The 12,961-nt window shown below is 66.5% G+C and carries 15 protein-coding genes; 9 read left to right on the forward strand and 6 right to left on the reverse strand.

Going from position 1 to position 12,961, the window contains the following annotated elements; all coding sequences use genetic code 11:
- The first annotated feature begins 12 nt into the window (after window positions 1-12).
- Window positions 13-1,680 (forward strand): hypothetical protein, encoded by a 1,668-nt coding sequence (locus ACJD00_RS03285; RefSeq protein WP_418908471.1) that lies wholly within the window; start codon window positions 13-15, stop codon window positions 1,678-1,680.
- Between the two features lie 21 nt (window positions 1,681-1,701).
- On the opposite strand, the gene ACJD00_RS03290 is transcribed toward ACJD00_RS03285, so the two are convergent.
- Window positions 1,702-2,220, reverse strand: a complete 519-nt coding sequence (locus tag ACJD00_RS03290) for a gamma carbonic anhydrase family protein (RefSeq protein ID WP_418908472.1) — start codon at window positions 2,218-2,220, stop codon at window positions 1,702-1,704.
- Window positions 2,221-2,349: 129 nt separating this feature from the next.
- On the opposite strand from ACJD00_RS03290, the gene ACJD00_RS03295 reads away from it, so the two are divergent.
- The gene (locus ACJD00_RS03295; protein WP_418908473.1) at window positions 2,350-2,832 is read left to right on the forward strand and encodes a GtrA family protein; all 483 of its coding nucleotides are present in this window, start codon (window positions 2,350-2,352) and stop codon (window positions 2,830-2,832) included.
- A 6-nt stretch (window positions 2,833-2,838) separates the two neighbouring features.
- Here ACJD00_RS03295 and ACJD00_RS03300 read toward each other — a convergent pair whose 3' ends face one another.
- Complete coding sequence (locus ACJD00_RS03300) at window positions 2,839-3,126, reverse strand: hypothetical protein (protein WP_418908474.1); 288 nt, start codon at window positions 3,124-3,126, stop codon at window positions 2,839-2,841.
- 30 nt (window positions 3,127-3,156) lie between these two features.
- Between ACJD00_RS03300 and ACJD00_RS03305 the strand changes: the two genes are divergently transcribed.
- Complete coding sequence (locus ACJD00_RS03305) at window positions 3,157-3,936, forward strand: hypothetical protein (RefSeq protein ID WP_418908475.1); 780 nt, start codon at window positions 3,157-3,159, stop codon at window positions 3,934-3,936.
- Here ACJD00_RS03305 and purU read toward each other — a convergent pair.
- Entirely contained in the window at window positions 3,933-4,778 is an 846-nt protein-coding gene (gene purU / locus ACJD00_RS03310) for a formyltetrahydrofolate deformylase (RefSeq protein WP_418908476.1), read from the reverse strand. The two genes, ACJD00_RS03305 and purU, sit on opposite strands and share 4 nt — an antisense overlap.
- Before the next feature lie 96 nt (window positions 4,779-4,874).
- Window positions 4,875-5,987, reverse strand: a complete 1,113-nt coding sequence (locus tag ACJD00_RS03315; protein ID WP_418908477.1) for an NAD(P)-binding domain-containing protein — start codon at window positions 5,985-5,987, stop codon at window positions 4,875-4,877.
- 150 nt (window positions 5,988-6,137) lie between these two features.
- On the opposite strand from ACJD00_RS03315, the gene ACJD00_RS03320 reads away from it, so the two are divergent.
- From ACJD00_RS03320 to ACJD00_RS03340, 5 genes are all read left to right on the forward strand, one after another.
- Window positions 6,138-7,016, forward strand: a complete 879-nt coding sequence (locus tag ACJD00_RS03320) for a bifunctional methylenetetrahydrofolate dehydrogenase/methenyltetrahydrofolate cyclohydrolase (protein WP_418908478.1) — start codon at window positions 6,138-6,140, stop codon at window positions 7,014-7,016.
- A gap of 133 nt (window positions 7,017-7,149) precedes the next feature.
- On the forward strand, window positions 7,150-8,280 hold the full coding sequence (locus tag ACJD00_RS03325) for a sensor histidine kinase (protein ID WP_418908479.1): 1,131 nt from the start codon (window positions 7,150-7,152) through the stop codon (window positions 8,278-8,280).
- Window positions 8,273-8,977: a response regulator gene (locus ACJD00_RS03330; protein WP_418908480.1), complete on the forward strand. Its 705-nt coding sequence runs from the start codon at window positions 8,273-8,275 to the stop codon at window positions 8,975-8,977. Before ACJD00_RS03325 ends, ACJD00_RS03330 begins: the two co-directional genes overlap by 8 nt.
- A gap of 158 nt (window positions 8,978-9,135) precedes the next feature.
- The gene (locus ACJD00_RS03335) at window positions 9,136-9,420 is read left to right on the forward strand and encodes an SHOCT domain-containing protein (protein WP_418908481.1); all 285 of its coding nucleotides are present in this window, start codon (window positions 9,136-9,138) and stop codon (window positions 9,418-9,420) included.
- Window positions 9,421-9,509: 89 nt separating this feature from the next.
- The gene (locus ACJD00_RS03340; protein ID WP_309408638.1) at window positions 9,510-9,911 is read left to right on the forward strand and encodes a VOC family protein; all 402 of its coding nucleotides are present in this window, start codon (window positions 9,510-9,512) and stop codon (window positions 9,909-9,911) included.
- 59 nt (window positions 9,912-9,970) lie between these two features.
- Here the strand turns inward: ACJD00_RS03340 and ACJD00_RS03345 are convergent, their stop codons facing one another.
- Complete coding sequence (locus tag ACJD00_RS03345; RefSeq protein ID WP_418908482.1) at window positions 9,971-10,624, reverse strand: response regulator; 654 nt, start codon at window positions 10,622-10,624, stop codon at window positions 9,971-9,973.
- On the reverse strand, window positions 10,621-11,901 hold the full coding sequence (locus tag ACJD00_RS03350) for a sensor histidine kinase (RefSeq protein ID WP_418908483.1): 1,281 nt from the start codon (window positions 11,899-11,901) through the stop codon (window positions 10,621-10,623). The genes ACJD00_RS03345 and ACJD00_RS03350 overlap by 4 nt, the downstream gene beginning before the upstream one ends.
- 108 nt (window positions 11,902-12,009) lie before the next feature.
- Here ACJD00_RS03350 and ACJD00_RS03355 point away from each other — a divergent pair, with 108 nt between their 5' ends.
- Complete coding sequence (locus ACJD00_RS03355) at window positions 12,010-12,861, forward strand: GAP family protein (RefSeq protein ID WP_418908484.1); 852 nt, start codon at window positions 12,010-12,012, stop codon at window positions 12,859-12,861.
- The last annotated feature ends 100 nt before the right edge of the window (window positions 12,862-12,961 follow it).

Here is a 12,961-nt window from a genome sequence, read left to right on the forward strand (position 1 = left end):
AACCTTGTGGTTATGAGTACCGACGACGCGACCGTTCTGGCCCAGCTGGCCACCGCGGTCAGCACCCTCGAGCGGGCGAGCCTTGAGCTGCTGGGGCGCGAGATGGCCCCCGGGCATGCGGCCTACCTCGCCGCGCTCACCGACCGTGCCGAGGCGGCGTTGTCCCGTACCTACCCGGTGGTGATCGACGCACTGGAGCGAAGCGCCGCGCATCAACTCACCACCGCCTCGCTGGATCGCCTGGCCGCGCTGCCGTCGGCCCCATCGCCCCAAGAACTTCGCGCGCTTACCGGCACCCGGGCCGACGGCCGCGGCGCTTATGCAAACAGTATCGACATGCTCACATCCTGGCTGGGTGTCTCGGTGGGTGTGGCCCGGGGCCGCCAGGCCTCGGCCCGCGCGCTGATTGGCTCCGTCGCCGCGGACGGCACCCGCCGCGCCCCGCACTTCCCACTGCTGGCCGAACAATTCGCAACTCCGACCACTTCCACCACCCGTAATACCGGCACGACCCCCGGCGCGGGCGAGGCACCCGCGGTGGATCCGCGCACCCTACGCACCGCGGCCAGCACGCTGGAACGGCTATCCAACGACCTTCCCGAGGCCGACACCGATGTGCAGCGTACCGAGCTTGAACACACCGCCCTGCGGCTGATTGCCGAGGACCCGAGCACCGCATCCAAACGGCTGCGCGACGAGGGTGCCGCCCGGGTAGCGCAGCAGCGCAGCATGCGCGCGCTACTGGCCGAAGCCGGTCTATATAAACGGGGTCTGCGCAATGGGCTGATGCACTACACGCTGAAGATGCTGCCGGACCAAGCCGAGGTATTCGAGCGAACCGTCGACGAGGGTGATAACCCGCGCACAGGGGTCGGAAACCGGCTCGAACTGGCCTCGCAGGCACTCGATAGCGTCGCCCAGGCTACCGGTGCGCTCGCCGCGCCCTCGTGGGACGACGAGGAATCGATGCCGGACTGGGCCCGCGACCCGAACCCCGCGGCTCCCGACGTCGGCGCTTCTGATTCCGGCCCCGAGTCGACGGGCACCGAGATAGATAAACCCGCGGCCAGTTCACCGGCGACCCAGGAAGAGCCTATAACCGAACTCCCCGAGCTGACCGTCGAACTACGCCGACTGACCGCACTGGTCACCGCGCTGCGGACCCGCGGCAGCCGCCGCGGAACCGGCAGCCTGCCCGGTGCCAGCGTGATCGTGCATCTGGACTACGAGAAGATGCGCGCCTGCCAACTTGGGGCTGCGGTGACCGAACACGGATTGCCGCTGACTGCGGAGGAGCTACGGCTTGAACTGTGCCGGTCCGGAATCTACCCGGTGGTCTTCGGCGGCCAAGGCCAGGCGCTCGACGTGGGCCGCGCACAACGACTCTTCCCACCGCATATGCGCCGGGCGTTAGCGGCCCGCGACCGCGGCTGCATCTACCCGGGCTGTCACATGCCCGCCGGGCGCACCGAGGCGCACCACATCAAACACTGGGAAGACGGCGGAGAAACCTCAACGGATAACGGTTGTCTGCTCTGCCCGATGCACCATATTGCGGTGCACGCCGGACTGTTTAAGATCGTCACCTATGAGGACGGCTCCCCACCGGCGGTGCTGCTCCCGGACTATTTGGGACGTGGCTCCCCACCGGTGCGCAACAGTTACTGGTTCGCCGCCTAATGCAGATGGAGTGGGTAGCGCCTAGCTCTGCGCGGCGCGGTGCTTCGCCTGCAATTGCAGATAGGTCGCCGAGTTCTGCGCCAAGCCGGCCACTTCCTCGTCGGTCAGCTCGCGGCGCACCTTCGCAGGCACACCAGCGACCAGTGAGCGTGGCGGAATCTGCGTGCCTTCCAGCACGAGCGCGCCGGCGGCGATGAGCGACTGCTCGCCCACAACGGCACCGTTCATCACGGTGGCGCTCATGCCGATCAGGCATCCGTCGCCGATGGTGGCCCCGTGCACCACTGCCGAGTGACCCACCGACACCCGGTCGCCCAGGGTGCATGGGAAACCGGCGTCGGCGTGGAGCACGACGTTGTCTTGAAGATTGGTGCCGGCTCCGACCCGGATAGGGGCGGAGTCCCCGCGAACGGACACGCCGTAGAAGGCGCTGGCCTCGTCGCCTAGCTGCACGTCGCCGCTGAGAACCGCGGTGACGGCGAGGAATACGTCCTGACCGACGGTGGGGGTGTGGTCGTTGATGGTAATGAGGTGAGCCATAGCACTACTGTAGGCGCCGCCGGGGTCCGCTGGTCAATCCGTGCCAAAGCATGTCGCCGACGCCCGACGAGCCGATGACTGCTAGGCTGACATGGGAATTTATCCGATGGACGAAAGGCGAGGGGTGTTGTGGCCGCAGAGAATGACGTACTGAAGCGGCTGATACGTTTCGCCGGCGTCGGAGGTTTCTGCTTCGTGCTCACCCTCGCGGTGAACTATGGGCTGAAGCTGACCGTGTTGGGAGCGCATCCCACCACCGCCTTTCTGATTGCGAACTGCGTAGCCACCGTGGTGTCCTTTCTTCTTTCGCGGCACTATACCTTCCAGGGGCGCAACAACGCCCTGGCCAAGCGCTATCAGGCTCCGGCTTTCGTGATCGTCTCGGCGTTGGCCGTGGTGATCAATTCGGCGCCGCTCTACCTCTCACGTTGGGTGTTCGGCTTCCATACCCCGCGGGTGAGCCTCTGGGTGCAGGAAACCGCGGACTTTCTCGCCGGGCCGATCATCGGCACCCTGCTGGCGATGGTCTTTCGCTGGTGGGCGCTGCATCGTTTCGTGTTCCCCGAGCAATTGGCCGGGACGCCGACGCCGCGGGCCGACGTACCGGCCTAGCTCCGGTTAGAAATCGGCGCCGGGCGCAACCGACAGGAGCTTACCCGTGTCGACGTCCATGTAGAGGGTGGCCGGCGCGCCGGAATTCAGTAGCTCTCGCTCTTCGGCGGTGAGATTCAGTGTCTGAGTGCTCTGCGCGTTCGATGCGGTCTCGGGGGTAAAGACCGACTCGATCGGCGCATGCATCAATGGTCCCGATTGCCATGGAACTGCCCCTGCCGGGGCGGCGACCAGTGCCAGACCCGCCATCGGTGCGGCGACTAGCGCGACCCTTATTTTCCAGCTGCTGCGCATTACAACTCCTTGTCACATCGTATTTATGCGGTGAGTCCATCAGATCACAAGGCACGTGGTGGCGCCGGGGTTCACACCGCGTGTCGAGCCGTAGGCTTGCTCGACTTCGCCTCTGCCGGGCTCCGACCGCGTGCGGGGCGCGGTGCGCAACGGATGGCCTGGCTGGCTATGGTGGAAGTCAACGCACCGCCGGAGGCTGGGAGGGCCATGGGCAACGACAAGATCTATGACGATACGCGAAACCGGATCCTGCCGGTGAGCCATGACGCGTGCCTTGTGCTGCGTGCCGAGGGGCGCGAGGAAAATGACCGGCTGGATCGTATTGCCAGCGGGATCGGGCGTGCAGGCGTCCCGATTCGGTTGATCCTCGGCGGGGTAGCGGCGCTGATTGTGGCGCTCTTGATTCCCGGTTGGCGGCAGGACCCACCGGTGCTCACTGCGGTGCTCGGCGGTTTCCTCGCCGTGCTCCTTGCCGCAGGGTACATAGCAATCTCGGGGCGGAACCGGCGTTCGGGCGTGGACGTGGCGCGCGGGGCCGATGACTTCGTGCCGGTTGCCGTGCCCGGTTTCAAGCTCGTCGCGGTGCGCGTCCCGGCCAGCTGGGTTGAGGACAATCCGAAGCTTCTGTTGCGCTGGTATGGCGCATTGGCGGCCCTGACGCGCGACGAAGCGGCGCTGGAGCGCAGTCCAGACACGGCAGAACACGAGAAACTACGGGCCCACTTGGGTGCAGAGATCCAGCGGCACCGTGCGGCCGAGCGGCGGCTGTGGAAAATGCTCCAGCGACGCCACGAGACCAGCCACGACTAGGAGAACACGATGGTGCGCTGACCGTCGAGCATCACCCGGTGTTCGGCATGCCACTGTACCGCGCGGGTCAGGGTGCGGCCTTCGACGCTGCGGCCCAACGCGACGAGCTGCGCCGGGGTGCGCTGATGGGTCACCGAGGTGACCTCCTGGTCGATAATTGGGCCCTCGTCGAGGTCGGCGGTGACATAGTGGGCGGTGGCTCCGATGAGCTTCACACCGCGCGCGTGGGCCTGGTGGTAGGGCTTTGCCCCCTTAAAGGAGGGCAGGAAGGAGTGGTGGATGTTGATTACGCGACCGGCCATGCGTTCGCAGAGCCCGTCGGAGAGAATCTGCATGTAGCGGGCGAGTACCACCAGTTCGATTTGGTAGTCGTCGGCCAGCTTTAGCAGTTCGGCCTCGGCCTGCTGCTTGTTCTGCGGCGTAACCGGCAGGTGCACGAAGTCCACGCCAAAGAACTCGGCCATCGGCTGCAAGTCCAGGTGGTTGGAAACGATGACCGGCACGTCGATGGCCAGTGTGCCGGCGCGCTGGGCGAAGAGTAGATCGTTGAGCGCATGCCCGGCCTTGGAGCACATGATCATCGTGCGGGTACGCGCGCTTGCGTCGTTGACCTGCAGGCTCATGGCGAATTCGTCGCGTGTGGGAGCCAGCGCGGCCCGCACCTGCTCGAGCGACTGTTCGGTGGCCACCTCGATACGCATGAAGAAGGTGTTTGAATCGGGCGATTCGTACTGTTGTGACTCGGTGATATTGCATCCTGCGCCGAGCAGCCCGCCGGAGATGGCATGCACAATGCCGGGTCGATCTTGGCAGGACAGGGTCACGATGTACTGATTGCTCATGGTTTCTAAAGGTACGCATCCCGGTGCGCGGGCGCCACTTGGTTGCCGAAGATCACAACGCCGACGCGCCCCTTGCGGGCACGGGGCGCCGTGGTTTTAGCCGCCGACGCCGGCGGGTACCGCCAGTCGCTCGCCGGACGGGTCGTGCGGATCGGCGGGTAGCAACCCGCCGTCGCGCAACTGCGCAAAGGCGGCAAGCGCGGCCTGCCGGCCGGCCCGCGTCGCACCCAGTGTCGACGCCGAGGCCCCGTAGCCGACGAAGTAGAGTCCCGGGGCTTCGAGTGCCTGAACGGTATCTACCGCGATGCCTCCGTGTTCGGTGCGCAGGTGCAACTCCTTGAGGTGTTCGAGCGCCGGACGGAAGCCGGTGGCCCAGAGTACCGCGTCGAGAGGCTCATAGCTACCATCGGCAAAATACACCCCGTCGGCATCGAAGTGGTCGATGCGGCCGCGGCTGTCCATCCACCCGGCGTCGATCGCTTGGCGCATGGGTTCGGTCAGCGCCAGTCCGGTGTGTGAGACGACCGAGCCGGCCGGTAGCCCACGCCGGGTCCGTGCCCGTACGTCGGCCTCCACCCGCAGTCCCCATTGCCCGGTGAATTCTCGCCACTCCAGTGGGCGTCGCGTGGAGAGGATCGTCTGTGCCCCGGCGGCGCGCAGGGACAGGATGAATTGGGTGGCGCTGGCTCCACCTCCGACGACGAGCACTCGTTGCCCGGTGAATTCGGTGGAGGAGACGAAATCGTGGGTGTGCAGTTGGCGGCCCGCGAAGTGCCCCGGGTAGCTTGGCCAGAAGGGGCGGTCCCAGGTTCCGGTGGCGTTAATCAGCGCCGCCGCGGTGTAGTTGCGCGTGTCGGTGTGTAGCTCGAAGCCGCCCTCGACGCTTCGGGTGACCGAGCGTACGGGAACCCCGTGCAATACCGGGAGCTCAAAGCGACGCTCGTAGTCGGCGTAATATTCGGAGACGACGTCGGCGGCCGGACGGCTGGGATCCGGGTCGCTCAGCGGCAGGCCGGGCAGCGGGTGGATGCCGTGGGCATCGCCGAGGCGTAGCTCCTCCCAGCGGTGCTGCCAGGCGCCGCCGGGGCGAGCGTTGGCATCGAGCACCAAAAAGTCGAGATATGGACGTAGCCCTTTGCGCCGCAAATGCCAGGCCGCGGAGAGTCCGGCCTGGCCGGCGCCGATCACAATCACTGGAAAAGTTGACACGTCTATTACAACGTCGGGACGGGGCCGGGCATTCCCGTTAGAATGATCTGGACAGCGTGACTGGCGTGAGGTGGAGCCACCACCGGGGAGCGAATCACATGGCCGCGCGGACCGCCCGCCTGGGTCCGGGCCACAAACCACGGGTGAGATATGACAGCACAGATTTTGGACGGCAAGGCCACCGCGGCCGCCATCAAGCAGGAACTGACCGAACGTGTCGCGGCCCTGACCGCGGCCGGCGCCACCCCAGGACTGGGCACCATCCTGGTCGGCAACGATCCCGGGTCGGCATGGTACGTCGGCGGGAAGCACAAGGACTGCGCCGAGGTGGGCATCAACTCCATCCGCGTCGACCTGCCCGAAGAAACCACGCAGGAAGAACTGCTGGCCAAGGTGCGCGAATTGAACGAGGACCCGGCCTGCACCGGGTACATCGTCCAGCTGCCGCTGCCGGCCCATATCGACACCGATGCCGTCCTCGAGGCCATGGATCCGGAGAAGGACGCCGACGGGCTGCACCCGATGAACCTCGGCCGCCTGGTGGCCAACGTGAACAAGCCGCTGACCAGCCCCGCGCCATGCACCCCGGCCGGCTGCGTCGAACTGCTGGCGCGCCACGATATCGACCTCAAGGGCAAGCATGTGCTGGTGATCGGTCGCGGTGTGACCATCGGCCGTCCGGTGGGTCTGCTGCTCACCCGACGTGCGGTCAACGCCACCGTCACCCTGGCCCACACCGGCACCACCAACCTGCCCGAGCTACTGGGCGAGGCCGACGTCGTCATCGCCGCCGCCGGCAGCGCTCACATGGTTAAGGCCGCGGATCTGAAGCCCGGAGCAATCGTGCTCGACGTGGGCGTTTCGCGCGTGGACGGGAAGGTGACCGGCGATGTGGAGCCGGCCGCACGCGAGGTGGCCTCCTGGCTGTCCCCGAACCCCGGCGGCGTGGGCCCGATGACCCGCGCGATGCTGCTGGCCAACGTCGTGCAGGCCGCCGAACGCACCGCCGGCCTGGTGGTCCACCAGTAAGGGACCTTCGCCGCGCTCTCGCGCGGACGTGATGACTTGATGGCGGCGTACTCCCCGGGGAGTACGCCGCCTTCGTATATCTGTACCCGCCGGGCACTGCCCGTTGCGCGGCGGGAGCGGTAGTCTTCAGGGCATGAGCACCCGTCAACGCGCCGTGTGGTGGCTACCGCTGCTGATTCTCACCATCGTGCTGACCGGAACTTTCTTCGCCGCCCGCCGGCAGGACGCGCAGCTTTCGCTCCCGGCCGTCCTTATCTTGCTGGCCAGTGCTGGGCTACTGGCCGCCCGGCGTCGCGCCCCCGGATATATGGTGGCCGCAATTGGGGTACTCACCGGCGCATACCTGGTGGCGGCCAGTAGCGCCGGACCCGATAGTGGATTTGTCTACGGTCCTTTCGCCGTGCCGCTGATCATCGCTCTGGTACTGGCCATCCACGCGGGGGCCCGCTGGTGGGCCTGGGGGACCGGCGCCGGATGCGCCTTGCTGGTGGGGATCATGGCCAGCCTGCATGGGGCACCGGTCGGCGCCTGGTTCGCGGTGATCTGGATTCTGCTGATCCTATTGGCGGCCGAGTTGGCGCGCAGCGCACGGATGCGGCGACGGCAGTCCGCGGCGGCTGCCATCGCCCGCGTGGAACACCAGCGTGACGAACAGCGACTGATGCTGGCCCGCGATATTCACGACGTCGTCGCCCACAGCCTGTCGATGATTCACGTCCAAGCCTCGGTAGCCCTGCACCTAGCCGGCAAGGACCCGGACCCGCAGCGCATGGCCCAGGCCTTGCGCGAGATCAAGGCCGGATCCAGCCAGGCGCTCGCCGAGGTGCGGCAGGTGCTGGCGGTGTTGCGGCAGGATGCCCCGCTGGCCCCGGGCGGACGACTACGGCAATTGCCGGAGCTGGTCGAGTCGGTACGTGGCGAATGGCTCGATGTGCAATTGCAGATGCCGGCCGACCCCGGTGCCGATTGGCTCAATGAACGCGCCGAGCACGCCCTGTATCGGGCGGTGCAGGAGGGGCTGACCAACGTGCTGCGTCATGCCAAGGCCAGCCATGCCCAAGTGCAGCTGAGCGTCGATGAGCATCAGGCGCTCCTTGAGGTGCGCGATGACGGCATCGGGCTCGGCGACAGTGTCCCGGGCAACGGCCTGCGCTGGCTGGGCGAACGTGTCCGCGCCCTCGGCGGGGAGGTCGAGCTGAGAACGACGGACCCCGGTACGCTACTACGTGTGCGCCTGACCCGGAAGGAACTGCCCGATGAGTGAACAGCCCACGGCACACGCGCCGCTCGGGGTGCTGGTCGTCGACGATCAGTCGCTCATCCGCGCCGGGTTCGCCGCGCTGCTCGACGCGGAAGACGACATGCGCGTCCTGGGGCAGGCCGCCGACGGGGCCCAAGCGGTGCGCATGGCCCGGGCATTGCACCCGCAGATCGTGCTCATGGACATACGGATGCCCGGCACCGACGGAATCACCGCGGCCGCGACGATCAGCGCCGACCCGACCCTGTCGCAGACCCGCATCATCATGCTCACCACCTTCGAACATGAAGAGTACATTCTCGCCGCGATCCGGGCCGGGGCCAGCGGATTCCTCGTCAAAGACACCGAACCGGAGGACTTGATCCAGGCCGTGCGGGTGGTCGCCAGCGGCGATTCCTTGCTCTCCCCGTCGGTGACCCGCACCCTGTTGGCCCAGGTGGCGGCCTCCCGCGAACGGCAGACGCCGCAGGCCGCGCAGCAGTTGGATGCCCTCACCGAGCGGGAACGGGAGGTGCTGGCGCTGGTGGGTACCGGGCGCACCAACGCGGAGATCGCCGCGGCACTGTTTATCACCCCGTTGACCGCGAAAACCCATGTCTCGCGGATCCTCGGGAAAACCGGGATCCGTGACCGCACCGGGTTGGTGGTGCTGGCCTATGAGAGCGGTCTGCTCACCCCGGGGCAGAGCGAGGAGAGCTGAGCCTGCTTCCGTGCGCACCCGCCCGGTCTGCCCGGGGAGTAGCAGAGCCGGTCAGATTGTCTCCTCACGGCCGACCCGGGCCGCCGGCTCTCCGGCGCACAGTGGAGTTAAGGCTCGACCGGACGGTGGCCGAGCGATAACTCAAGGAGTGAGAGACGATGTCCATCATGATCGGCACCTTTGCACAGGCCCTGCCGCTGGCCCACCCCTATATGGGCGGCCCAGCCGGTGGCCCGGGCTGGTTCTTCCTGTTCATGCCGTTGCTGTGGATTCTGATCATCGGCACGGTGGTGTTCCTGATTCGCCGTAGCGGCTTTCGCCGCGACCTACATCAGGCCGCCGCTTCGGCCGAAGGCGTATTGCGTGAACGCTATGCCCGCGGCGAGGTCGACGAAACCGAGTACCGGCAGCGCCTAGAAGTGCTCCGCGCCCCGCGCCGCTAGCTCACCGGAGCCGCACCGTCGGCGGGCGACGACCCGTCGGCGGTGCATTCCCTGTGAGGGCCTATCGCCCAACGGGGACGATGGGCATAATGGGTAGCACCGCAACACCGCGCTCGATGGCAAAGGTGGAGAACATGATCGGCACATGGCATGCACTGGTAATCGACTGTGAAGACCCGGATCGGCTGGCAAGGTTCTACGAGTCCCTGCTGGGCATGATCAGGGTGGACAATGAGCCCGAATGGGTGAGCATCGGCGATGCTCCGGACCGGCCCGCGCTGGCGTTTCAAGCGGTCAGCCCCTACGTGGCCCCCGAATGGCCCGGGCATCTACACCCGCAGCAGGCGCATATCGACGTGCGCGTCAAGGACCTGGATATCGCCGAAACCGAGGTGTTGGCGCTCGGTGCCCGCGCTACCGGCGAGGGGAATAAGACCTTCCGGGTGTACCTCGATCCGCAGAACCACCCATTCTGTCTCGTCAGTTGGTAACGGCAGGATCGTGGGCTGGGTAAGCCCAGCCCACGATCGGCGCAATCGCAACGGGGTACCTAACGAAGTTGCGTGAAGGCGATGCGTGCGGCTTGCAATCGTGAGTCGACATGCAGTTTGGCCATCACCCGCGACACATGGGTTTTGACGGTGCTTTCACCGATGCCCAGCCGCTGGGCCAACTGTGGGTTGCTCAAGCCCTCACCCAATCCACGCAGTACCTCGAGCTCCCGGTCGGTCAACGTTTCAAGCGATTCGGCCGGAGCAGAGTGCTCACCGGCGGCCGGGACATTGGCCATGGCCTGCGCCACCACCCGGGCGGTGACCTCGGGGGCCAGCACCGATTGGCCACGGGCCGCACGGCGTAGTGCGTCGAGGATGTGCTCCGGCGCGGCGCTTTTGAGCAAGAAGCCGTGCGCGCCGGCCTGTAACGCGCCGAAGAGATACTCGTCATCATCGAAGGTGGTTAGCACGAGCACCCGAGCGGTTTCGGCGGCGACGATGGCCCGGGTGGCTGCGATACCGTCGAGCACCGGCATGCGCAGGTCCATCAGCACCACCGCGGGTCGCAGGGCCGCGGCCATGGCAATGGCCTGACGTCCGTCGGCGGCTTCACCCAGCACACTCAGGTCCGCGGCGCCCTGCACGATCAGCCGTAGTCCCATGCGGACCGTGCTGTGGTCATCGACGATCAGTACCCCGTCGGCGCTCATCGTTCCTCCTCCGGGTTGGGGTTGCCAAGTTCCACCAGAACGCTAAAGCGCTCGCCGGTGAGCACCTGCACGGATCCGGATAGTGCCCGTGCCCGGGTGCGGATATTTGCCAGGCCGGTGCCGGCCCCGACGCTCGTGCTGGACGATGCCTGCAGGTCACCGGCCGCTGCGGGCGAGCCATCCGCAGAAGGTAGTTCGTTGCTCGCCTTTAGACAGACGCGCGGACCCTCGACGTGCAGGCGCAACTGCAGCAGCGTATCTGGGGCATGCTTGGCGTGGTTGACGAGCAGCTCGCGCAGGGTGCGGTGAGTTGCGCTTTGCACCGCCGGGTCAAGGCCGTCACCGGGGTCGCCGGACTGTTCAAAGTCGATGCGCTGCCCGGCCGCCCGATACGACTCGACGAGCTCGGCCGTGTCGGCCAGCGTACTGCGCAGGGCCGAGGAGGAGCCGGAATGCAGCATCCGCACCATCGCGGTCATCTCCTCCAACCCGGCCACCGCCTCCTGCCGGATGGTCTGCAGCGCGTGTTCCTGCTCGGTATCTCGTGCGGAGGAGGATGACCCGCCGTGTTCCGTATCGCGTGCAGCAGGTAGCAATGCCGCCGAGAGCAAAGCGATGGCCGAAAACCGGGCGGAGAGCACGTCGTGCATTTCGCGGGCCAGCGCGGTGCGTTCGGCGGTGACGGTGGCCCGATGCTCAACGGTCAGCATTTGCTCGCGGGCCTGCGCGGCCGTTTCAAGCGCCGCAGCCCGCTCACCTTCGGCGCGCGCCAGCTCGGTGGCCGTGCGCACGCTTTCAGCCCAGGTCATCGGGGTGAACACCAGGAACCCTGAGGTCAGCAGCGCCAGCACCGGTGCGTCGGCGCGCTGGGTTTCGGAGAAGGCCAATGCCGCCAGCGTCGTGGAGCCGATGATGCCCAGCACCAGTGTCCAGCGGCGCAGCCGAGGGCCACCGAGCAGAAAAATACTGAAGATGGATTCGAAGACGAGGAAATAGCCACCGATGCTACCGCCAAGAAGCAGCAGGGCGGCCGCGAGAAGTTGCAGCAGGGCGCTGAGTAGCACGTAACGGCGGCGCACCAGAATCGCCGCGGAGCCACCCAGAATCAGCACCGGCCACCACGGGCTCAGCCATTCGTAGCCCGTCTGGGGTGAATTCACCAGCCCGCTGAGTTGCAGCAGCGCGGTAAGAAGCACGTAGAGCAACGCAGCCTGGGGTTCCTGGTCGCTGCTGGCTAGCCGCGTGCGGAGTTTGGCGGCGGAGATGAAGCTGGACACGTGCCCAGCATGCCGTAGGTAGACAGGTGATTGCGTCCTCCTTAAGTAGGACGCGCTGGTGGACGAATGCCGGATGTGCCGCGTCTAGAGCTGTCAGAGGCTGAGGCTATGGACGTTTTGAATCAGGCAACCCCGCTCACCTTGGTGCTACTCGCGCTGGTTGACGCCACGAGCATCGGCACCTTGATCATTCCTATCTGGTTGCTGTTGCGTCGCGATTATCGGCGGGCCGTGCCGCGGGTGCTGCTCTACCTGGGGATGATTGCCGTATTTTATTGGTGCGTCGGATTGCTGCTTCGCTCCGGGGTGCGCTTGGGTCTAAACGCCCTTCCAGAGTCGGTGCTCGACTCGCCTGCGCTCCGAATTTTGGCCGTCATCCTCGGCGCCGGCATGTTGGCGTGGTCCCTGATGGTGCGGGATCCGGCGAAGGACGAGGCATCGGCACACGCCGAGCGGCGACCAGGCGGGAACCGCACATTGAAGCAGGACGCCGACCACGCGCGGCAGCGCGGCACCTTCGCCGGCGGGCAGCGTGAGGGGGTCCTGCAACAGAAGGTAGAGCTACCCCGGAGGTTGCGGCACCGGGTGGACCGGGCGCTGGATAGCAAACTCGGCCTGCTGATCCTCGCGGTGGTGGCCGGAGTGCTGGAACTGCCGACGATGTTGCCCTATCTGGGGGCCATGTCGGCGCTTGCACACAGTGGTTGGGCCGACGCCACACAGATTCTGGCCCTGGGCGGCTACTGCGTGGTGATGGTGTTGCCGGCCGTCGTACTCACCCTGGCCCGTCAGATGTTGGGGGCGAAACTGGAGGCGCCGCTGCGCCGCTGGGGTGCGAAGTTGAGCCGGATGGCGCGGGAGTCACTGCCCTGGATCGTGGGGATCGCCGGCTTCTTCCTGCTGCGGTGGGCGTTGAACGGGGTAGACATCGGTGAGCTGCTCGATCGGGTGGGCCTCTGAGCAAGCCAGAGGGCGCCTAGGCGCTGGTCGAGGACGGGCGCTGAGCTGTGGGCGAACCAGCACCGCGGCAATTAGCCAGTGGTGGCGCGGCGGTGAGATA

Source organism: Glutamicibacter endophyticus, from assembly GCF_048457885.1.
Lineage (GTDB): Bacteria > Actinomycetota > Actinomycetes > Actinomycetales > Micrococcaceae > Glutamicibacter > Glutamicibacter endophyticus.

Excerpts from the sequence above, each read along its gene's own strand:
- purU (WP_418908476.1), bottom strand. The coding sequence starts at position 4,778 with ATGAGCAATCAGTACATCGTGACCCTGTCCTGCCAAGATCGACCCGGC.
- ACJD00_RS03320 (WP_418908478.1), top strand. The coding sequence starts at position 6,138 with ATGACAGCACAGATTTTGGACGGCAAGGCCACCGCGGCCGCCATCAAG.
- ACJD00_RS03330 (WP_418908480.1), top strand. The coding sequence starts at position 8,273 with ATGAGTGAACAGCCCACGGCACACGCGCCGCTCGGGGTGCTGGTCGTC.
- ACJD00_RS03345 (WP_418908482.1), bottom strand. The coding sequence starts at position 10,624 with ATGAGCGCCGACGGGGTACTGATCGTCGATGACCACAGCACGGTCCGC.
- ACJD00_RS03340 (WP_309408638.1), top strand. The coding sequence starts at position 9,510 with ATGGGTAGCACCGCAACACCGCGCTCGATGGCAAAGGTGGAGAACATG.
- ACJD00_RS03325 (WP_418908479.1), top strand. The coding sequence starts at position 7,150 with ATGAGCACCCGTCAACGCGCCGTGTGGTGGCTACCGCTGCTGATTCTC.
- ACJD00_RS03285 (WP_418908471.1), top strand. The coding sequence starts at position 13 with ATGAGTACCGACGACGCGACCGTTCTGGCCCAGCTGGCCACCGCGGTC.
- ACJD00_RS03335 (WP_418908481.1), top strand. The coding sequence starts at position 9,136 with ATGTCCATCATGATCGGCACCTTTGCACAGGCCCTGCCGCTGGCCCAC.
- ACJD00_RS03300 (WP_418908474.1), bottom strand. The coding sequence starts at position 3,126 with ATGCGCAGCAGCTGGAAAATAAGGGTCGCGCTAGTCGCCGCACCGATG.
- ACJD00_RS03290 (WP_418908472.1), bottom strand. The coding sequence starts at position 2,220 with ATGGCTCACCTCATTACCATCAACGACCACACCCCCACCGTCGGTCAG.
- ACJD00_RS03355 (WP_418908484.1), top strand. The coding sequence starts at position 12,010 with ATGGACGTTTTGAATCAGGCAACCCCGCTCACCTTGGTGCTACTCGCG.